This window comes from Arcticibacterium sp. GJ41-1 (assembly GCF_055808875.1).
The window spans coordinates 1603259-1624109 of the sequence record NZ_CM147888.1 but is presented as its reverse complement, the minus strand read 5'-3'; the positions used below and the strand labels follow the sequence as shown (position 1 = coordinate 1624109).

General features: G+C 36.4%; 16 protein-coding genes and 1 pseudogene. 6 read left to right on the top strand and 11 right to left on the bottom strand.

The genetic code is table 11. The annotated features are described in order from the left end of the window. Positions 1-203: 203 nt before the first annotated feature. Entirely contained in the window at positions 204-1784 is a 1581-nt protein-coding gene (locus tag AC0L6O_RS06485; RefSeq protein WP_473307203.1) for a hypothetical protein, read from the top strand. A 204-nt stretch (positions 1785-1988) separates the two neighbouring features. Here AC0L6O_RS06485 and AC0L6O_RS06480 read toward each other — a convergent pair whose 3' ends face one another. The 7 genes from AC0L6O_RS06480 to AC0L6O_RS06450 all read right to left on the bottom strand — a co-directional run bounded on the left by AC0L6O_RS06480 (position 1989) and on the right by AC0L6O_RS06450 (position 9629). After that, positions 1989-2360: a VOC family protein gene (locus tag AC0L6O_RS06480; RefSeq protein ID WP_473307202.1), complete on the bottom strand. Its 372-nt coding sequence runs from the start codon at positions 2358-2360 to the stop codon at positions 1989-1991. 150 nt (positions 2361-2510) lie between these two features. Beyond that, positions 2511-2918 (bottom strand): hypothetical protein, encoded by a 408-nt coding sequence (locus tag AC0L6O_RS06475; protein WP_473307200.1) that lies wholly within the window; start codon positions 2916-2918, stop codon positions 2511-2513. A 263-nt stretch (positions 2919-3181) separates the two neighbouring features. Then, on the bottom strand, positions 3182-4543 hold the full coding sequence (locus AC0L6O_RS06470; protein WP_473307199.1) for a DNA recombination protein RmuC: 1362 nt from the start codon (positions 4541-4543) through the stop codon (positions 3182-3184). Between the two features lie 312 nt (positions 4544-4855). After that, on the bottom strand, positions 4856-6112 hold the full coding sequence (locus tag AC0L6O_RS06465) for a DUF6161 domain-containing protein (protein WP_473307198.1): 1257 nt from the start codon (positions 6110-6112) through the stop codon (positions 4856-4858). Positions 6113-6397: 285 nt separating this feature from the next. After that, a complete protein-coding gene (locus tag AC0L6O_RS06460; RefSeq protein ID WP_473307197.1) occupies positions 6398-7387 on the bottom strand; it encodes an MBL fold metallo-hydrolase in 990 nt (329 codons plus the stop codon). A gap of 389 nt (positions 7388-7776) precedes the next feature. Continuing rightward, positions 7777-8454: a CPBP family intramembrane glutamic endopeptidase gene (locus tag AC0L6O_RS06455; protein ID WP_473307196.1), complete on the bottom strand. Its 678-nt coding sequence runs from the start codon at positions 8452-8454 to the stop codon at positions 7777-7779. A gap of 2 nt (positions 8455-8456) precedes the next feature. Further along, positions 8457-9629: a metallophosphoesterase gene (locus AC0L6O_RS06450; RefSeq protein WP_473307194.1), complete on the bottom strand. Its 1173-nt coding sequence runs from the start codon at positions 9627-9629 to the stop codon at positions 8457-8459. A 213-nt stretch (positions 9630-9842) separates the two neighbouring features. Between AC0L6O_RS06450 and AC0L6O_RS06445 the strand changes: the two genes are divergently transcribed. Together AC0L6O_RS06445 and AC0L6O_RS06440 are read left to right on the top strand one after the other, a co-directional pair. Next, complete coding sequence (locus AC0L6O_RS06445; RefSeq protein ID WP_473307193.1) at positions 9843-10661, top strand: sensor histidine kinase; 819 nt, start codon at positions 9843-9845, stop codon at positions 10659-10661. Beyond that, a complete protein-coding gene (locus tag AC0L6O_RS06440; RefSeq protein ID WP_473307192.1) occupies positions 10658-11350 on the top strand; it encodes a LytR/AlgR family response regulator transcription factor in 693 nt (230 codons plus the stop codon). Before AC0L6O_RS06445 ends, AC0L6O_RS06440 begins: the two co-directional genes overlap by 4 nt. A gap of 37 nt (positions 11351-11387) precedes the next feature. On the opposite strand, the gene AC0L6O_RS06435 is transcribed toward AC0L6O_RS06440, so the two are convergent. The 3 genes and pseudogenes from AC0L6O_RS06435 to AC0L6O_RS06425 all read right to left on the bottom strand — a co-directional run bounded on the left by AC0L6O_RS06435 (position 11388) and on the right by AC0L6O_RS06425 (position 14109). Further along, positions 11388-12857 (bottom strand): M20 family peptidase, encoded by a 1470-nt coding sequence (locus AC0L6O_RS06435; protein ID WP_473307191.1) that lies wholly within the window; start codon positions 12855-12857, stop codon positions 11388-11390. Positions 12858-12926: 69 nt separating this feature from the next. Then, a pseudogene (locus AC0L6O_RS06430) lies at positions 12927-13088 on the bottom strand (LytTR family transcriptional regulator DNA-binding domain-containing protein); the annotation flags it as partial. Between the two features lie 112 nt (positions 13089-13200). Beyond that, positions 13201-14109 (bottom strand): TIGR01777 family oxidoreductase, encoded by a 909-nt coding sequence (locus AC0L6O_RS06425; RefSeq protein ID WP_473307190.1) that lies wholly within the window; start codon positions 14107-14109, stop codon positions 13201-13203. A gap of 158 nt (positions 14110-14267) precedes the next feature. Between AC0L6O_RS06425 and panD the strand changes: the two genes are divergently transcribed. From panD to AC0L6O_RS06410, 3 genes are all read left to right on the top strand, one after another. Then, a complete protein-coding gene (panD, locus tag AC0L6O_RS06420; RefSeq protein WP_473307189.1) occupies positions 14268-14618 on the top strand; it encodes an aspartate 1-decarboxylase in 351 nt (116 codons plus the stop codon). Between the two features lie 71 nt (positions 14619-14689). Continuing rightward, on the top strand, positions 14690-15679 hold the full coding sequence (locus AC0L6O_RS06415) for a lysylphosphatidylglycerol synthase transmembrane domain-containing protein (RefSeq protein ID WP_473307188.1): 990 nt from the start codon (positions 14690-14692) through the stop codon (positions 15677-15679). A 124-nt stretch (positions 15680-15803) separates the two neighbouring features. Then, positions 15804-16511, top strand: coding sequence for a zinc metallopeptidase (locus tag AC0L6O_RS06410; protein ID WP_473307187.1), 708 nt, complete (start codon positions 15804-15806; stop codon positions 16509-16511). A gap of 275 nt (positions 16512-16786) precedes the next feature. Here the strand turns inward: AC0L6O_RS06410 and AC0L6O_RS06405 are convergent, their stop codons facing one another. Further along, positions 16787-20668 (bottom strand): 3-coathanger stack domain-containing protein, encoded by a 3882-nt coding sequence (locus tag AC0L6O_RS06405; protein ID WP_473307185.1) that lies wholly within the window; start codon positions 20666-20668, stop codon positions 16787-16789. Between the last annotated feature and the right edge of the window lie 183 nt (positions 20669-20851).

The following is a 20851-nucleotide window of genomic DNA, read 5'->3' as shown; positions in this document are numbered from 1 at the left end:
AGACTGCCTTTGGGTGGTCTCTTTTTTTGGGTAATGCTGTCATATTCTGAGTTACTGAGGCCCGCCTGTTCTCCATTAGGCCAACAAACCGGTACACAGGGAGACTTCGAAATAGAAAAAGTATTAATTCCCATGCCTTTACCGTAAAATAAAACATTCTTTACACGAGTCTGTTTTTATATTAGTTTGCAAAAAAAGTCATTATGAAAACAATACTTACCTCCTTTTTTCTATTTGTCATCATAAGTTCAATAGCCCAGAATGTCACCATTACCCCAAATGGGATTACTCCTGCTTCTGGTGGAATTCAAAAAATGACTTACGAGCAGATACTAGCTATATCAGACCCTGAAATTGGTGATATCGTGATTGATATTAGTAATAAAACGCTAAGGATGTGGAATGGTACAGAATGGTCATATTTTCTATCAGCATTAAGTCAGAATAATGTGATATTAACAGGCTCTAGTGTTGCAGGTGACAGCCTTGAATATATAACAACCATAGATTTCGATTCTAACAATAATAGATATATCACAGGAGTTTATAATGGCTCCGTAATTTTCGGAACAGATACGATTTATCACTCTGGAGGACCGTACACTACTTATCTGGTTAAGCAAGACTCCCAGGGTGTAATACAATGGGTTAAAACCTCTACAGGTACTGGAAGCTTAATTCCTTGGGAAATGACAATAGATTCAAATGATAATATATTCATTGCTGGTGATTTGAAGGGCGGAATAAATCTATGGGATGCAGGTGGTACGCTCATCAGTGATGGATCCAACGAAGATGTAGCTGTTATTAAACTAGATAAGGATGGCATTCCATTATGGAATAAAGTTTTTGGCGGCAGTGATGAAGACAATGTAAAAGCCATAGATTTAGATGGCCTTGAAGACCTGGTTATAACAGGGTGGTTTCAAGACAAGGCAGACTTCGATGGTAATAGTTTAACCAGTTTGGGAGGTCGGGATACTTTTATTGCCAAACTTAGTAATAGTACGGGTAGTGTTTCCTTCTTAAAACAGCTAGGAAATGCGTATAATGTAGGTGTTTATGATTTAAAAGTAAACTCGGAGGGACACTATGTAATAGCTGGAGAATATGGAGACGTTTTGAGTGCAGGCAGTTTTACCTTACCAGCCCCAAGCTTATATAATAACAACTTCTTTTTACTAAAGTTAAACCCGGTACTGAATAGCTACCTTGAAGGTGAAGGCTTTGGAAACAGTCATGGCAGTGAAGGTTCATTAGTTATTGACGATGAAGATAATATTTATTTTAGCGGAGTTACAGAAGATTCTTTAAAAACAGGAAATTATCAAACTAATATTCCATCGAGTTCAAATACTAAGACCGAGCCTGAAATTGCTTTTATACTAAAACTAGCAAGTAATTTTGAACATCAAGACATATTTTACTATGAAGGTGCTTCACTTTCATCCATTCGTATGACAATGAATAATGAAGGAAATATCATGACGGGATTTCTGACTAGTTCTTTTATAAGGCTGGGTAACAGTTCTTATTTTTCAAATAAATCGGCTAAATCTATACTAGGAGAAATAGATCCAAATCAAGGCATATTACTTTGGTCAGATGAAATAATTGGTCAGTCAAACACGCTCGATCTAAAAATAGATACCGATGGGAATGCATGGGCAGTGGGAATAAATGGTGGAGACCTGAGGTTTGGGAATACTCATTTAATTGCACCACAAAACTATTTTGAAGACCCTAATCAGATTGATGGTTTTATAATTAAGGTAGTGAAATAAATAGCAATCTTGGTATATGTCTAAGCTATACCACAGTGCTGATGTTCACTACACTGTTATAAGATTTCTTAAGGTGTGTTCGCTTATCGTTTTTTGAAGAAAGTTGGTAGGCAATTTTAGAATGCATGAAACCTGTATATACACCATTCGGTAGAAAAAATCAGGAAATGGAGTTTCCATTCCCCTAAAAAGCTAAAAATCTCCCTACCTATGCTGGTCTATCAGAATATTGTTTCCGTCTGGGTCTGTTAAAGTGATATGAGCTGGACCTGTGGTATTTTCATCAGCTTCCCCAGTAAGTGCTATACCGTGTTCTTTGAGTTGTTTTTGTATAAGTCTAACATCGTCAAACTCCTCTAAATTTTGTGCATCGCTATCCCAGCCGGGATTAAATGTGATGATATTGTCTTTAAACATGCCTTGAAAAAGACCTATGACCGCATGCTCATTTCTGAGAACAATCCAATTCTGGTCTATGTTTCCGCCCTTATAGGTAAACCCTAGTTTCTCATAAAAGGCCTTAGATTTATGAATGTCTTTTACGGCAAGACTTATTGAAAATGCTCCTAATTTCATGGTGTTTTTATTTATGATGGTAAACCTATTATGGCTCAGGAAGTACTGAGCTTTAGCTATACAAATTCACCACTTTATTTGGGTTTTGCAAGTTGGGGATTGGGTGTTACCCTCGGAGTCCGTAACGGAGACTCCGAAAGAGGGAAGCAGTTATCTTGAGCTCGGAGAAAGAGTTATTGAAAAAAAAGGCTCACGCATTATATATTCTAATTGAATTTTATAAATCCTTCCATTTTCATAGTTTCTCCATTCCACGTCTGAAATAATAACAAAATCCTTATTAAACAATTTCACAAACTCATTCGCTCCATTTTCCATTTCCGGTATAAGTGTTTGTCTGAAAACTTTATCATTAGCATCTAACATCCATATCATTTGATATTGATTTTCATATAGTACTGATATTCGGCTTGTAGAGTCCGTTAGTTCAGATTCAGTAAATTCTGTATTATTACTTTTTAAACCAGATATTACGTTTTCTTTAGTATCTCCAACAGAGAATTGAGAATAACCAAAAGTGAATTTGATTAAACAAAAAAATAGAATTGTCAACCTCATTTTATTGATCGTTTTTTTAATCTCATTACTCCCACCGTCTGATATATGACAAATACGACAGTAAAAATGAGAAAATTTTCAATTTTTACTATGCCCGGCTATGTCTCTTATGTAGAACTACAAAAAGGAAAACCCTTGGTTTAAATCCTCTTTAATGCGAGCCTTTCTTAAACCTACTATCAATCTAAAGATTGACAGACATTCCTATAAATTCAAAAAGACTTCGTAGAGCGAGATTGAACTTTCGTTCTACATCTCAATATTTAGTTTTCATCCTCAAAGTCTATAATACCTTCTTTCAATTCTGGAAAAATTTGTGTTGTGCTAATTTCATCCAAAGTTTCAACATCTTTTAATTTTCTTTGAATAGCCCTTGTCCTTTTACCCATTACGTCATCTAATTGGTTTAAACCTGTTCTAATATTGTTTTGAGCTTTAGACATCATACCCCCAAAATTTTCAAATTCTTTTTTAACCGCTCCTAAAACGTGCCAAACCTCACTACTTCGTTTCTGTATGGCAAGTGTTTTAAAACCCATTTGTAGGCTATTTAAAATGGCTGCCAATGTTGTCGGACCTGTTACTATAATTTTATAATCTTTCTGTAAAGTTTCAAGCAAAGATGCCTTTCTTACGACTTCTGCATAAATTCCCTCAAATGGTAAAAACATAATTCCAAAATCAGTTGTATTTGGTGGGTCTATATATTTTTCGCTAATATCTTTAGCCATTTTTTTTATCGTATTGTCCAATTCCTTTTGAGCAAATTGAATTTTGTCCAAGTCTCCATCTTCATATGCATCTTGAAGTTTTTCGTATACATCCTTTGGGAATTTTGCATCTACTGGCAGCCAAACTACAGAATCATCTTCATTTTTCCCTGGCAACTTTATAGCAAATTCAACTGTTGCTGAACTTCCTTTTTTTGTTTTCACATTGGCTTCATATTGGTCTGGTGCAAGTATTTGTTCTAAAAGCATCGCAAGTTGAACTTCTCCAATTCCTCCACGCATTTTCACATTGCTAAGTACTTTTTTAAGTCCACCAACATCAGTCGCAAGGTTTTTCATTTCTCCCAAACCTTCCTGCACAGATTTCAACTGTTTCCCTACTGTTTCAAATGATTGAGTTAAGCGTTCATTTAATGTCTTTTGAAGCTTTTCGTCAACTGTCTTTCTTACTTCGTTAAGTTGTTTGGTATTATCTTCTCTAATCTCTTTAAGTTGATTTTCAACAGTTTCTTTTACTTCTTTAATCCTTTTTTCTGATTCGTGGTTTATTTCGGTTTGTTGCTTGCTAAAAGCATCAAATCTATCTTTTAATAAGTCGTTAAGTCTTTTTGTATTTGTTTCAAACCCTTCCTTAAAACCATCTAAAGATTTTGATAATTCTTCTCTTTGATTTTTTGACAACGAACTTGACTCTTCTCTGTTTCTTTGGAATTCATCTTTCATTGACCTATCTGTTCTATCCAATGATGAATCAAATTTCACAAGTGTTTTTTTTGTTTCATTGAAGTTTCCCTCAATATCAAAATCAAGTTTTGTCCTTTTAAAAAAAGTGACAATCAGATTTACGGCTAGTAAGGTTATCAGTATTATAAGTAGAATTATTTCTGTCGTCATATTTAATTTTTCATATTAAGCTAACCAAATAGCTTCATTTCATATTATCGGCAATTGTTAGACGTCTTTCAGACTTTTGAAAACGATTAAATCAATGATTAGGAAGTTGCTTCAAAGCACAAATTCAAAACTTAATCCCACTAAAACAATACCCATTTATTATACGGTCATTATGGTAGTAGAGATATTGAGAAAAAGAGCAAGTTAGGCCGGCAGTAGATTTTTAAAACCCAACGTCAATCTTAAGAGACTCAACAAATGAACCGAAGCCTTACTTCGCTGCATTCGAGCCTAATTGTTGGCAACTGGCTTTTAATTCCCTCCGAATATTTTGTTACTTATATCGTTCGGCATTGCTGGTCCAGAATCTCCTTTTAATAAACCAGTCTCTGCTCTACTAAACAGCGACTGCATAATTAAAGATTTTTCCTTTTCATCTACTGCAGAATCTTTAATTAGTGATAAATAAACATATGTCAGTTGCTCTCTTTCTTCTGCATCTCTCGCAAGGTGAAATGAACTAAAAGCAACCTTATTTAATGCCCGTATTCCAAATGCTAAAAACGAAATAAAAGTTACATAGATAATAGACCATTTAATAGCACTTGCCTGTCCTTTTATAAAGCTCAACAACATTCCATCTGGTGTTAACCACAGTAAAAAATACAAAGTGAGACAAGCAAAAGCAACCAATCCAACAAGCCAATAAATAGCTTTCCACCCTTCTTTATTGAGTTTTGTAGCTCTTTGATTCCAATATTCAGCAGGCTTTTTAAGTCTCAATAATTCCTCATAAGTATGCTCTAAATCTGCAATTTTTTCCTTTGATGAATTATCGAATTCAGTAAATTCTTTTTTAGAATTACCAAACCAGTCCTCAAAATTAGTTTCTTTTTCACTTTTTAAATCGTCAATTTTGTGTGTGTAATTATCGAATTCAACATTCGCAGATTTTAGGTGTTCCGATAATTGAGTCTCGCTTTCTGATAGTTGACTTCTAAGGTCATTTCTTAAACGACCGATTGAAGACTTCTCTTTGTTTCTACGCTTTGTTAATTCCGAATAATCTTTTAGTTCAAATTCATAAGCTAAAAGATGTCCAATCATAGAATCTTTATTGGAAATACTGTAATTTCCCAATACAAAATTATAGGCTCCAGCATAATATTTAGGAACTTCTCTGTAAATTTCAATTAAAAAATCAGTTTGTGGTGCGTCGTAAACGAAAAGATTTTTATTGTTTTGAATTTGATTTTTTTCAGAATTCCAATAGCTGTTTAATTGACTTTCGTTATAACTCGAGTTAATAACGTAAGTGTTAATATAGTTTTCAAGTCTTGTTTTAAATGTTGAAAACTGTTTTTTAGAAGCTTTTAATTCAGTTGGAATATTTTCTCCAAACTTTTCCCAACCATTAATTTGTTGTTCTAAAAATTTAAAAACACTACTAAATCCAGTCAAAGTTTGGTCAAAGTCCAAATGTGGATATTCAATTTGTACGTTTACTGCATTTAACCAATCAGAATATTCGGAATCAGCAATTATCTTTCTTATTTCGGTTGTTGTCATTCAGTTAGTGTTGTTTTTCAGCTTGTTGCCAACATTAGTATATATCTAGCCTTTACCTAAAAAGTGCGTCTATTTCTTTTATCTCGGCAATACTAACCAGATTGTAAATGCTTGTAATTGGTTATTCATTTGCTATGCAGCCACAAATTCAAAACTTTATACCACTAAAACAAACCCATTTATTATACGGTCATTTGGGTTGTGGAGATACATCGTAACAGTTTATTCCAGACTTTCTACTACATCACTTTTTTGATGATTTTTATCTTCCTTTAGCTAACTAAATCACCACCACATTCTTTCTGGCAACCAGCTATAGCCTTTTCCTTTTTTATTGATATAACCTAGCCCCGGCCAGGGAATATGAAAGCCAAAACATCGCATCCTTTTTTCTGCTGCCATAGAAAATATTCTTTCTCTGGACGCAATAGCCACCGCTGGGGAGTGGTCTAACTTAATGGACCAAGCAGGGTTTTCAAACATTAAAACACCATTATGAGATAAATCCACTATATGAAGTAAGGAGTCTTCACCAGAGCTTATTTTATAAACAGCATGGCCGGGCGTATGCCCAAAACCATTCTCTACGGTTACCAAATTATCAAATAAAACACTTCCTGTTTTTACTGTTTGTATTTGGGGAGCGAGTATTTCAAATTGCTTTTTAGCATGCTTAACCATGCCAGGAATCCAAGATGGGTTTCTGTTGGACTTAGAAAAATCTGGATTTTTTTGTCGCCAAAAGTTAAATTCTTCTTGTGTGGTAAAAATAGCGGCATTAGGAAACATGGGTTTATCATCTGGCCCTACAAAACCATCAATATGGTCTCCATGGGCATGACTTAAAAAACCTGCCGTTACATCATTTTTATCAATGCCAATAGCACTTAATCCTTCCTGGAACCAGCCTCTTTCAGCATTGTTTACTATGCCATATCCCGCATCAAAGATGATGACCTCTTTTCCCTTTCTAATGACCAAAATATTAATGTACATGGGCAAAAAACTAGGGTCTTCATGGTTTGAGAGCATGGCTTCCCGCATTTGGCTATGAGAACTGGTAGGCTCCATAAGGTCTAAACCCGCATCAAAAAGCATAAAACCATCACTGATAGACCATGCTTCCAATTCACCTATCCGAAAAGAATAAATGTAAGGGTTACGCTTAATTTCCAAACCATTACTCGCCAAAACAGGAGCCGTTCCCATGGCCATACCTCCGGCGGTAAGTCCTATTTTCTTTAATAGATTCCTTCTTGAGATATCTTTATTCATAGTGTTTAATTCTTGATTAAGCTTTAAGCAAGATACCTATTATGTAAGCGATGTCAAATTTGTAAGACTAATTTGAGAGCTAGCAGCAGATTTTATGACAAGCAGTATTATAAGTAGAATTAGCTCTGTGGTCATATTAAGTTCAACAAGTATTCCCATTTCCAACTATCAGCCATTGTTAAACGCCTTTACGGCTTTTGAAAACCATTATATAAGTAAATAGCAAGTTGCTTTGCAGCCAAAAAATCAAACTTTACGCAGTAAAACAAACCCATTTATTATACGGTCATTTGGCTTGGGTAGAAAAAGCAAAACATATATAGCCAAAGAGCCCGCAGTTATACGGGTTCTTTCTATTTAAACTTTGCAGCATTTACTTTGGATAGCTCTTATAGCATCTGCTGTACCCAGTCTGAAATCATACTTCCTTTATCAAGGTAAATTAGGGTTATGCCTATACTGTCTGTAATACCATGTACTAGCACTAGCAAGAAAAGATTGTTCCTATTCCTGTTAAATATCAAAGAAACGCAGAGCGACCATATAGTGACAGATATGACTCCTGACAAACCTTGGTAAGCATGCGACACGCCAAAGTAAACCGACACTAAAACCGCAGAAAGTAGCCAGCTTCTTTGACTATTGCCGAGTAGTTCTGCCAAGCTTTTCATGTAATACCCTCTAAAAAGTAATTCTTCGCCAAAGGCAGCAAAAAACCACATAATAATCATGAGGATAATATAGCCTACCAGATTTCCTTTAATATCTTCCACAGATGATAAATCAAAGGCACCAAAATGTTTCTCCAAAATAGGGTCAATCACAGAAAACAATAGGAACAAAAGGAGGCTTATTACTAAGGCTTTGCATACCGTTTTAAGGCTAAGTTTTTCTCCAAAACCAAACTTGGGCCAGTCATACCTACTTCTTTTCAGGAGCAAGAAAACCACGCCCAGGCCACAAAAGAAAACGAAATTCCGGTCTATAAATCCTAGAAGGGGTGTTAAGAGCATCACCCAAACTACGGCGTATGGCTTCTCTAAAAGCCTGTATATTTTTTCCATCATGACTAAAGTTCTATCTTATTTCCATTTGCCAATACCCTATAATACTTCCCTCCTGCTATCAGAAGACCTTCGGAGCTTTTATTTGGCCAGTTTTTATTATAATCTTTTGGGTGTTTTACATCAATGGCAAACACTTTTCCATCATAAAGTTTTTTAACCCTCCCTTTCATGGTATGGCCTACCACCACGGCTTTTCCATTAAATTTATCAATACCTTTTTCTACCTCGGCTTGTGATAAATCATCTTTAAAGTAACCTCTGTACCAGCAAATCCCCTTTTTATTAGAGATGATGAGCTGCTCCAGCGTTTCTTCTGGTTTTGGAAAATAAGATTTGTAATAGTTTGCTCGGTTAATAGCATTGACCTCGGCTATGCTGACGTCATAATTAGCGATATCAGGATGAATGCCACCATGTGTAAATAGGTTTCCGTTAATCAGCTCCAAGGTGTTTTTAGAAGCCATCCATTTGCCTATAAATGAGTTTTGGTTATATAGATCGTGATGCTGTTTTCCCAGAATGGAGGCCACGCCATAATACTTATAAGAGGCAGATTTGAATTTGCCTTGCATATTATACAGCTCATGATTTCCTATAATAAAGTGTACCGTACCGCCATGTTTTGCCGCCTCTTGCTCTAATTTATAAATAAACCAAAGCACCTGTGTGGTAGAAAAACCTCTGTCTACAAAATCGCCCACTAAAACCAAGTGGCCCTTGCCAAATGTCCAATTCAGCTTGCTATCTATCACCTTACTCTGAATAAGGAAATCTCTAAACGTGCTGTAGGCACTCTCTATGTCAGAAATGGCGAGCACAGGCTGCCCGTCGTCATAACTTGCCGCAGGAATTTCAAAACTCGGCTTTATGCTAAAGTCAAAACTTGTGGAATCTAGCGGAAAATAACAATAGGCAGGAATGCTGTCATCGGCTTGGTATTCCTGTTTATCCAGATAAAAACCGTCTGTTTTATTTCCTCTAATATAATTGACATTTAAAGTACTGTCATTTTCATAAAACACATAAGGCCCTTCTTTCTCTAGGTTTATGTTCTGAGGATTCTCCCCGTATTCCACGCTTCCATTCAGCGATAATAAGACAATAATTCCAATGCCCAGTAAAACACCGATGGTGCCAAAAATGTGTTTTAAATAGCGGTATACTCTTTTCTTCATATTATATAGCTTTTTTGTTTATGATGAAGGCAAAACTATGCTGCGGTTTATAGCGTCCTAAATTATTGTGACGGCCTTCAGCTATTTCATGGCATAAAACCTTTCTGCAGCTATAAAGTCATTTTGACCAGTTTTGGTGACTTTATAAACCCAAAACTGACCTGTTCATCACTTTTATTTAAGGGCTAGCCTAGTATCCCCTATTTTTGGGCTATGAGTTCAATTTTTAAAAGAAACCACTGGTTGCTCACCAAAGTATTGGTACTAATCAGCATTATTATTCCCGTGGGAATTACCGTTTATGAGTCCATCATAAATGGTCAAAATTCGGTGGTCTTCTTGGCAGATTATCCTTCTGCTGTCGGCATTGTCATCGTTATTTATTATGCCTTCCTGCTAGTTGCAGGCATAATCTGGGTTATTGTTCAGCTGAAGTCGCTACTGGTTTTGAGAAATGAGAAAATGAAAAGCGAATTGCTGCATTTGCAAAGCCAAGTAAACCCTCATTTCTTCTTTAATATGCTAAACAACCTTTACGGCATGGTGGGCAAAGATGTTGAAAAATCGAAGGCTCTTATTTTAAAACTCTCGGATTTAATGCGATACAGCATTTATGAGGGCGAAAAAACAGAAGTATCTTTAAAAGAAGAAGTAGCCTATTTGAAAAACTATATAGAACTGCATCAAATGCGTTATCAAAAAAAGATAGACGTAAGCTTTCAGGTCTATTTAGAAGACGACAGCCTTAAAATACTCCCCCTTTTATTTATCATTTTATTAGAAAATGCCTTTAAACATGGGGTAGAAAACCTAAGAGAAGATGCTTATATTCACATCAACTTAAATGCTACGAAGGAGGCTATTGATTTTGAAATTGAAAACAATTTTGACACCAGCCAGCTTCCAGCACAAAAAGGAATTGGGTTAAAAAATCTAAAACGTAGACTAGCATTAAGGTACCCGAAAAAGCATACGCTTGAAATCACGAATAGCAATGCTATTTTCAAGGTCAAATTACAGCTTCTAAAATGACAAAATACCTCATCATAGACGACGAGCCCATCGCTCATGATATCATAAAAGACTATTGTGATTTGTTACCTAATATGAAGTTAATGAAGCATTGTTATGATGCTTTGGAAGCTTTAGATTATTTGAGAGGTGCTTCTGTCAACTTGATTTTCTTGGATATTAATATGCCAAAACTAAAGGGCTTCGATTTCTTAAAAACCTTACGAAATCCGCCCAGCGTTATAGTCACCACAGCCTATCAAGAATACGCTTTAGAAGGCTATGAATTAGAAGTAACCGACTATCTTTTAAAGCCATTCAGCTTTGAACGTTTTTTGAAGGCTGTCAATAAAGCTTTTCAAGTTCAAACAAACATTTCCACAGAAAACCCTGTGAGCAGCTCTGGCCATGTTTTCTTTTATAGCGACAAAAAATACGTTCAGGTAAAGCTAGACGACATTCTCTATGTGGAAGCCGCCGGAAATTATGCCAAAGTGGTTTTAAAAGATAACACGCTGCTGGTCAGAGATAAAATTTCTGATGTGCTAGAAAAGCTCTCGTCCGACAGCTTCCTTCAAGTACATAAATCTTTTGTGGTAGCTAAACAGCATATTTCTAGTGTAGATGGCAACAGAATTTTTATAGCTAAAAATACCATTCCGATAGGAAAGCTCTATAAAATGAACGTTAGTGCTTTGGTAAAAAGTTGAACTTGTCAATCATGATTGCTAGCTCTCCACAGAGTCACTACTCCGAAACATTCTGAATTAGCTGATGATAAAAACGGATGGCGTTTTCAAATTCACTTACCGGAAGGGCCTCATTTATTCCATGAAAAGACTTGATGTTTTGCTTATGAAGTTTGACCGAACCAAACCTATAAATATCTTCTGTAATGTCTCCATAATGGCGGGAGTCTGTTCCGCCTATCACCAAATAAGGGCTTACCACCGTACCCGGAAAAACCTCTAAGATAGTTTTCTGGATGGCCTGAAAACCCATGGTTTCTGTACCCGAAATTTTTGATGGCTCTGTCCCGAAATTCCCGCCTATTTCTATTTTGATTCGCTCGTCGTTAACCGTTTCTTTTACTCTTTCCAGCACAGAAGTTGAGCTTTCACCAGGAAGTATCCTAAAATTGACAGAGGCATTTGCCACGGGTGGTATCACATTCTCTTTCACTCCACTATGAAATATGGTGGGGGCTGTGGTGGTTCGCACGTTTGCATTACCCTGAGGTGTACTTTCAGAAGCCGCTATAAACAAAAAGCCTAAAAGCTTCTGATTAGCAGCTACCATTCTGGTGGTAAACGGAAATTCAGACCCTAAATATTCCAGCATCTTACCCACCACACTGGGAATTTTAGCAGGAAAAGGGTTATTTTTTAGTTTCACAATAGCATTTGCCAGTACATCAATATTGGTTTCTTTATCAGGCTGAGATGAATGCCCCCCTTCCAAATCAACCGATAATTCTACGGTAACAAAACCTTTCTCTGCCGTACCTATCAAAGCCACATCTTTATCTATACCAGCTACTAAACCTTGTGAGATGGTTCCTCCCTCATCCATCACAAATTCCAAAGAAACGCCTTGCTCTTTTAAATACTGGGCAATGAACGTAGCACCATTAGGTCCGCCAATTTCTTCATCATGACCAAAACCTAAGTAAATGGTTCTTTTGGGCGTATAATTACTTTTCAGTAAAAGCTCCACCGACTCCATTAAGCCTACCACACCAATTTTGTCATCAATAGTGCCTCGTCCCCAAATGGTATCATTCACTATTTCGCCTCCAAAAGGAGCATGCTTCCAGTTTGGCAAATTTTCTTCCGCCACAGGCACCACATCTAAATGGGCTATAAACAAAGCGGGTTTTAAACTTTTATCTGAGCCCTCCCATTTGTAAAGATGACTATAGCTGTTAAAGATTTTCTCTTCTAAAAGTGAGTCAACAAAAGGATACGTTTTTTGAAGAAAAACATTGAATTTGTCAAAAGCCAAAGAGTCAAAATCAGCCGCATTTTCAGGTGAAATGGTCTTTATTTTTATGGCATTTGAAAAGTTCGTTTTTGACATTGGGTCTACCTCTATTTGTTCAATAGCATCAAAACTGAGTTGTTTAGATTTGAGCGTTAAGGTATTGAAAACCAAAAATGCGATGAAGAGTAGGCATACTGCCAATAAGCCTAGAAGTGTCTTTTTAAATAGTTTCATGGAGAACAATGTTAATTGATTAATCAATACATTCTAAAAATACTATTTAAAACTAAATGCAGAACTATCTCAGGCCAACAAAGCTCTTATGCTAGTTAATTTCCTGCGTGGTACTGCCAGTTCTTTTTGATTACTGAGTTTGACAAATGTAATTCCCGAGCGAGAATCTATGCCTTTGATATAAGAAATGTGTACTAGATGTGAGCAGTCTATTCTGATGAAATCACTATTGGCGAATAGCTCTGCAAAAAATGATTATTCCTTTTTCCTACGCTTATCCCACAGGATATAAAGCCAAATTAAACCTCCAAGAAAAAACAATAAAACTGGCCAAGACATAGACTTAAGATTTATAAATTTCGGTTAATGCGTCCTCCAAGATAGAGAATTTGAAACTGAAACCAGTAGCTTCTATCTTAGATGCACTCACTTTATTTCCTCCCAGCACCAGCTGTGCCCGTTCTCCTAGTATTAGCTTCAATACAAAACTTGGTACTTTAGGAGCCCAGATGGGTCTGTGCAATACTCTACCTAATACTCTCACCATTTCCTTATTTGTTACCGGATTAGGAGCTACGGCATTATAAGCACCTTGCTTACTTTCATCTAAAGAGCACTGATAAAAGAGTTGGCATAAATCTTTGGTGTGAATCCATGAAAGCCACTGCTCGCCATCACCCAAAGCAGAACCTACGCCTAATTTTACAGGTAAAGCCAATTGTGGCAATGCTCCACCGTTTTTATCTAAGACGATGCCTATTCGTAGTTTTACGGCTCTACTCTTTGTCAAAGCAGCAAAATCATTCACCGCTTTTTCCCATTTTATGACCACTTCAGAAATGTAGTCTTTCCCTTTTCCATCATCTTCCGTAAGGTTTTTGTTACCTGTATCAAAGCCATAAATACCAACGGCAGATGCCGAGACAATGCTTTTAGGAAACACACCTATCTCCTTAAATTTTTGGGCCAGTAATGTCAAAGGCTGCACCCTAGAGTTAATAATAGCTTCTTTTCTTTCATCAGTCCATTTTTCATCAGCTATGCCTGCACCTGCAAGATGAATCAGGCAATCTACCTTTTGTAAAGCTTCCGTTTCAATCTCTCCTTTTTTAATATCCCATTGATAGAACTTAACCTGAGAGTCTTCTCTTTCGCTTCTTGTCAAAATGGCAACCTTATGGCCATTAGCAAGCAACAATTTTGAAAGTTGCTTTCCTAAAAGTCCTGTTCCGCCAGTAATTAGATAATTCATATTTAAATATACGCCATACGGCTCAAAGAGATTCCAAAAAATAATAAGCCAAAGCAGCTTCCATACACATCTGAATTAATTCTACCTATTTGTGGTTATGAATTCAGTCAAGGATTGCTAATTTTGTAGTCCTTTTGGAGTAAACAAAACCATAGATAATGTTAGTCAACGTTTTCAAATCTAAAATTCACAGAGTAAAAGTTACTCAGGCCGAGCTAAATTATGTCGGAAGTGTCACTATTGACGAAGACATGCTGGACGCGGCCGGAATTAAAGAAAATGAGAAAGTGCAGATTGTAAACAATCACAACGGCGAACGCCTTGAAACTTATGCCATCAAAGGCAAAAGAGGTTCTGGAATTATCTGCCTTAACGGAGCTGCTGCCAGAAAAGCACAGCCTGGTGATATAGTGATAATCATTTCTTATGCTTGGATGACTCCAGAAGAAGCCGCAGCACACAAACCGATTGTGGTTTTCCCTGATGAAAACAACCGCGTTGTTAAATAATATAGGCATTCTTTTTGAAGGTCAATTTCGTGTACATTTGTACAGAAATTGACCTTTTTACTTTCCTGATAATGAACATCAAAAGCATTCTTAAATATCTTATTTCTATTTCAATAGCAGGTTTCTTGCTATGGTTTGTTTTAAAAGGAATTGATATCAATATTCTCTGGGAAACCATCAAAAACGCCAACTACTTTTGGGTAGCACTTTCGGCTGTTATGGCTATTTTGGCTCACTGGAGCCGTGCCTACCGCTGGAAACTCATGCTACAGCCGCTAGGTTATGACCCATCAGCTTTTAAAAGTACCATTGCTGTTTTGATAGGTTACGTTACTAATTTGGTTTTGCCTCGTGCAGGTGAATTTGCCCGTTCGGCTAGTTTAAAAGATTTAGAAGATATTCCTTTTGAAAAGTCCTTTGGTGCTGTGGTGGCAGAAAGAGTCATTGATGTTTTTGTCCTATTATTCTTGATTTGCCTAAACCTCATCCTAGAATTTGACCGACTTAAAGAGTTTTTTATAGAGTTGGTTGGAGACAAAATTGGCAATCCTTCTGTCATTATAGGTGTCTTAGCATTCCTAGCTTTAGGAGCTTTCTTAGCATGGAGATGGATTCTTAGAAACGACACTATTTTAGAAAGCAAGTTTCCTATTTATGCCAAAATAAGAAAAGTATTTTTAGGTTTATGGGCTGGCTTCACGAGCATTAAAGACCTTAAAAACCCAAAGGCATTTATAGCTCACACCGTACTCATCTGGACGCTGTATTACTTCATGACTTACTTCCTTTGTTTCGCCATTCCGCAAACAGCGAGTATTAGTCCTCTAGCAGGTTTAACCATTTTAGTGATGGGAACTATTGGTATGGCTGCTCCTACTATTGGTGGCATTGGTTCTTACCACTTCTTGGTTGGGAAAATAGTTGGGCTTTATGGCCTTAACCCACAAGACGGTATCACCTTGGCTACTTTCTTGCACACCATGCAAGGCATAATTTTCGTTCTAATTTTCGGTTTGACAGCTCTTGCTATCTCTTTTTTCATCAGGAGAAAAGCCCAATAATCCTGATTTTAAACCATTAGCCATCAATTAATATATCAAAGGGAATTTCATGATTAAGATTTTCGTTATCTTCATGTAAAATAGAATAAAATTATACTATCAATAAATTATTAAAAGAACGCACATGCACCCAATTATCATTTTAAGTTTTGTCTTTATGGGAATTAGCTGGTTAGTCTCTAGAAGGCTAAAAAGTAAATTCAAGAAGTACTCAAAAGTAGGTCTGAGCAATGGACTCAGCGGAGCTGAAATAGCTCAAAAAATGCTTAACGACAATGGTATTCATGATGTAAGAATAACACAGGTTAATGGTCAGCTGACAGACCACTATAACCCTCAAAATAAAACAGTGAACCTGAGTACCGACGTTTATAACGGGCGAAGCACTGCATCTGCCGCGGTGGCTGCCCATGAGGTAGGTCATGCTGTTCAACACGCGACGGCTTATGCCGCTCTTAGGTTAAGGTCTACCCTAGTTCCTGCTGCTAGTGTGGCTGGTAAAGTAATGGGCATGTTAAACATGTTTTTATTTATGGGAGGTTTTTATATGATTACGCAAGGTTCAGCCATGGGTAATATCCTTTTGATGGTGCTTATAGTGGCCAACTTAGCTATTACGGCATTTTCTTTAATCACACTTCCTGTAGAGTTTGATGCCAGTAACAGGGCATTAAAATGGATGGAGAGTAGAAACATAGTAAACCAACAAGAACACGCTCAAGCCAAAGACGCTCTTAAATGGGCCGCTATGACTTATGTAGTCGGAGCTTTAGCTGCTGTGGCCAACCTAGCTTACTATGTAATGATTTTCTTAGGTAGAAGTGATGACTAAATAGCATTTCATTTCTGATAATTAAAGGAAGGCTTCGGCCTTCCTTTTTTTGTGATTCGTTTATTTTTTTACTTCAGCATTTATATTTCCGTCGCGTTCTTAGCTACACTTTTACGCATGCAGATTACTATTTAAACAATCTGTAGATCCCCTACTATTTCGTAGTTCACTCGAAGTGTCAATTTTAATGATGGTACTAGTCTTTTTTGGATTTGTGTAAAAGCCTACACTTTACTGCGTAACGTCATCCTAAGTGCTAAACCTCTTAAAATAAATCAATCGTTACAGTCTTTTATTTCAGTTTTAAAGACCCCTTCAATTTCAATTTTTGTCTCAAAACCAGGCTCTAACAAAATAGATTTTCCGGCTTCCCATTGATTAATTGTTTTATCATTCTGAATATTTGAAGCAGTAATAAAATCGACAGATTTTACGTAGGAAGATTGACCACTGTATAAATCAAAACTAGGAGAAACCAAACTCACCATAGATTGACATGGATTACTTGGATTAAAAACGATCTTTGAAAAAACTCCATTCCCATCGTCATTTGCAGCTATTTCATTTAATTCACTATCATAAAGTGTCATATAAGTATCCGAAGTCAAGCCTCCTGAAAACACATCGGTTTGTAAAGTAATCTGCCCTCCTGATTGTGTTTTGCTAAATTTATATGAACGCTCTCCTATACTAGTACCAGAAGAATATGGCCTTATTTCTACAAAATATGCTCTCCCATTCTCAACAAATTTAAACCAGTCAGAATCTGTGCTATTGATAAAACATAAAGGAGAACTTACATAGTTTAAACTATCTATAAGCCCACTTTCTGCTGGTAAATTATTAGGTTCATAAATATCCGTACATAAAAAATCTACCGCTTTGACAATCTCTTTACTCACACAGCCATCAAAAGACTGACAGTAAGCTCTAAATGTACTTCCAGGATAAGAGTAAGTAGAAAAACTATTTTGAGAATACCCATTAGACCAAATCGCGTGACTTGAACCACAACCTGATAATGAGACATTCACCACTTCCGAACCCGCTATAGCGGGAGGAGTAATAGCTATAGTTGGATTTTGTGCAATAGCCTGTGGTAAAATTTCCAAAGTGCTTTGAGAATCAAAAGTTTGAGAAGTATTTTCTACCAACATTCTCACTCTGTATTCTCCTGCAGGAATAGACATAGGCAACGTAACAGTAGATGTTCTATCACGCCAATAATTATCCAATATGCTATTAAATAAATCAGATTCTACTACAGCACCGTTTGATACATTTACTAGCTGAAACTTCAAAGTATCATCAAACTCACCGTGATATTTTAGGACTAAAGAGCCCCCTGTGCATATTTTTTGAAATTCTAAATCAATACCTCTATTGCAATAAAACTCTTCCATTAACTCACACCCTAGTTTTTCCGACTTCAAAAGATAATAACCTCTTTGACTTGGTGTATGAGAAAAGGCATTCGCACCGTTAATTTGTTCGTATCCAAATCCACTTTCGGCAAAGTACCATTGGTATCCCGAAGAATATTGAAAATAACTGGTAATCGTATTTAAATCACAAAGATTAGAATTCCTTTGTTCATAAAGACCTGTTGATTCCCTTTGAGCTACAGTTATAGCATTAGATAGTGAATTATACGTGCCTATTTTTTCAACTCTTGCCGTAAGTTGACCTGATGCCGAGCCACCAAAACTAGTATAAAGAATAGGGCTTGAAGTTGTTTGGATAAAAGAGCCATTGTAATACCATTTATAAGCAGCACCATCCACACTAGGGTAAACTTCGTAATAGGAAGAATTAGAGCATTTGTCTCTAACCCCCTTAAATTCTAACCTAGCTGTAGGCAGCGAGCAGCCACTACTAGATACATTGATTTTAAAAGTACTTTTAACATGATTAAGTAAATAAGGAGATGATGTATAAAAATTGAGATAATAACTACCAGGGCTTATATTGTTCCGTATTTCATAGTTCAAATAACTAGACGACCCAGGATAAATCCTCCTCTCAGAATTATTTATGTAATTGCCATTCTCGTCTGTAAGGTAAGCGAAAAAAAGTCTTTCACTTCCCCATGTTCCAAAAGTGGTATATGGTACAATTACCCTGCCTCCAGGGCAGTAGTTAAGGTTTGATGGTTCCACTATATCAAAGCTAGTAGATGCTCCCACATTAACTTTGTAGTACTGATAATCACTTTCAACACCACAACCAGTCGACAACAAACGAAATTCATAGTTTTTGGTGTGCTCAGGAGAGATAGCCAAAGTGTATTCCGGTTGATCTGTATTTATATATTTTCTTATATCATTCTGAATATAGTAAAGAAAGTAAGGAGCCTCCCCTTGAAATTTAATCTTCAAATATGCCGTTCCTCCAGGGTTTATAGTTGAACTTGATTCACCTGAAGAAGCATCAGTAATTTGAATGCCGCCTGACTCTAAAATCTCTATAGTATTTGATTCGGTGATGCACCCATCAGCGGTACTAGTTCTAAGCTTAAAAAAACCACTAACGTTCGCAGTATAAGTAGACGAATTTGCATTTGGTATTTCAAATGGTGTTCCGTATGAATAAGGACTATAAAGCCATTCATATTTCAAAACCGGTGAAACACTCGGTGTGCTTTCTATTAATGCTCCAGCTGTGGCTGAACAGAGCGAAGGATTTAAACTCTCAATCGTAGGAGCTCCACCTTTTATCACTATTGGGTAATTAATTGATGTCTGATAATAACTTTCTCCTTGATTAGAAACTTGTACTTTGTAATTACCTGTTTCTAGAGCATCATACTGTGAGGCGTTTGCTCCACTTATTATATTATTATTTTTATACCATTGATAAACATTTCCTGTACGTGACTCTGTAATCAGCCTAACCGCACCACAAGATTCATTAGAAGGACTCACGACAATAGTGGGCCTTGCTGTACAACCCTCCGAAGTTACATTTAGAAATACATTTACAGATTGACTTGCTATAGCCGGATATTGAACACTTAGGTATAACCTATAGCTTTTTCCTAATTCAAGATCATTTGGCATTTTTATTTCTAAAGGACTATTGTAAAGACCATTCTTCCCTGTAATATAGGAACCTGAATTCTTCTCATAGATAGAATAATAAATGCTTCTAGTATTACCCCATTCACCTTCTAATGTAAAAGGAATCTCTAGCAATTGTCCAGAACAAACATTCGAATTCAAAGGTATCTGATACTGAATATCTAAGTCTTCATCCACAATTGCCTTAATCTGACCCTGAAAGTTATAACTCAAGCCACATTCCGATTCACTTCTTGTTAGATAGATATTGACGTTTTGATAGACAGGAACTTTAATTTTAAAGGGGCTCACTTGAGAAGCAAATTCGAAGTCGTCAAGCCCTACCCTAAGTCTAACACTCAAGGGGCCCGTTTGGCCCAATGCTTCTACATTTAGCTCCACCGAGTCTCCAGAAGTAACATTTAATGTGGAATATAAAGAGCCGTTTAAGTCTGTCAACCTTGTAATAACTTGTGAAGAGACACTGAAAGGGGATGAGACACCTGGTGCATCTACTCCGTCCTCAATCATAACTTTGTAATAACCTGTTTGATTTACTGAAATAGAATCGCTGGTGGAATCTATAATAGTTTCATATACCCCCGAATTGGTAGAACTATAATACCATTTATAAGAATACTCTGTTCCTTTTGGCGAAGCATTAAGTACTACCGAACTAAGTTCACCACATAGGGCATATCCTTTACTACTTATACTAGCGTTAATGAGATTGATATTGTCAGAGTTATCATTTTTGGAAAGGGAAGAAACGTCTAAGTCACATTTAGAAATGAGAATGGTGTTGGTTCTTACTTCAGTATCACCTAAATCGACTATTGCGAAATAATTCCCAGGTAAGAATACTTCGGTTTCACTGCTAGTTACCTCTAAGTACAGTTCATTATTCCTTACCAGTCGAAAAGAATAATCTTTGTCCGATTTTTTAATAGATAGAACCACTGGATTTCCTTCACAAGAAATCGTAGTCTCATTATTTAACGCATACAGTTCAAAGGAGGGCTTTTCATGTTGCTGTGCTATGGAAAAAATTGGAATAAAAAACAATAAGATCCACAGACTTTTAAAGCTAGTTTTCATTGGTTATGGTTGTGTAATGGCTGTATGCTTGAATAATTTCTACAAGAATATTGCTTTTTTTATAAAACACCATTCTTTTTATTGTAAAATTAATTTACACGTAATTTAACCAAGATTCCACCTTTTTAAGTTTGATCTCGTCTCCGAAAGTATTCTGACTGAGGATTTCTAAAAAGATTTTAT

Coding starts and splice junctions, on each gene's coding strand:
- panD (WP_473307189.1), top strand. CDS start 14,268: ATGTTAGTCAACGTTTTCAAATCTAAAATTCACAGAGTAAAAGTTACT.
- AC0L6O_RS06465 (WP_473307198.1), bottom strand. CDS start 6,112: ATGACAACAACCGAAATAAGAAAGATAATTGCTGATTCCGAATATTCT.
- AC0L6O_RS06485 (WP_473307203.1), top strand. CDS start 204: ATGAAAACAATACTTACCTCCTTTTTTCTATTTGTCATCATAAGTTCA.
- AC0L6O_RS06450 (WP_473307194.1), bottom strand. CDS start 9,629: ATGAAGAAAAGAGTATACCGCTATTTAAAACACATTTTTGGCACCATC.
- AC0L6O_RS06470 (WP_473307199.1), bottom strand. CDS start 4,543: ATGACGACAGAAATAATTCTACTTATAATACTGATAACCTTACTAGCC.
- AC0L6O_RS06440 (WP_473307192.1), top strand. CDS start 10,658: ATGACAAAATACCTCATCATAGACGACGAGCCCATCGCTCATGATATC.
- AC0L6O_RS06475 (WP_473307200.1), bottom strand. CDS start 2,918: ATGAGGTTGACAATTCTATTTTTTTGTTTAATCAAATTCACTTTTGGT.
- AC0L6O_RS06405 (WP_473307185.1), bottom strand. CDS start 20,668: ATGAAAACTAGCTTTAAAAGTCTGTGGATCTTATTGTTTTTTATTCCA.
- AC0L6O_RS06415 (WP_473307188.1), top strand. CDS start 14,690: ATGAACATCAAAAGCATTCTTAAATATCTTATTTCTATTTCAATAGCA.
- AC0L6O_RS06480 (WP_473307202.1), bottom strand. CDS start 2,360: ATGAAATTAGGAGCATTTTCAATAAGTCTTGCCGTAAAAGACATTCAT.
- AC0L6O_RS06410 (WP_473307187.1), top strand. CDS start 15,804: ATGCACCCAATTATCATTTTAAGTTTTGTCTTTATGGGAATTAGCTGG.
- AC0L6O_RS06435 (WP_473307191.1), bottom strand. CDS start 12,857: ATGAAACTATTTAAAAAGACACTTCTAGGCTTATTGGCAGTATGCCTA.
- AC0L6O_RS06455 (WP_473307196.1), bottom strand. CDS start 8,454: ATGATGGAAAAAATATACAGGCTTTTAGAGAAGCCATACGCCGTAGTT.
- AC0L6O_RS06445 (WP_473307193.1), top strand. CDS start 9,843: ATGAGTTCAATTTTTAAAAGAAACCACTGGTTGCTCACCAAAGTATTG.
- AC0L6O_RS06425 (WP_473307190.1), bottom strand. CDS start 14,109: ATGAATTATCTAATTACTGGCGGAACAGGACTTTTAGGAAAGCAACTT.
- AC0L6O_RS06460 (WP_473307197.1), bottom strand. CDS start 7,387: ATGAATAAAGATATCTCAAGAAGGAATCTATTAAAGAAAATAGGACTT.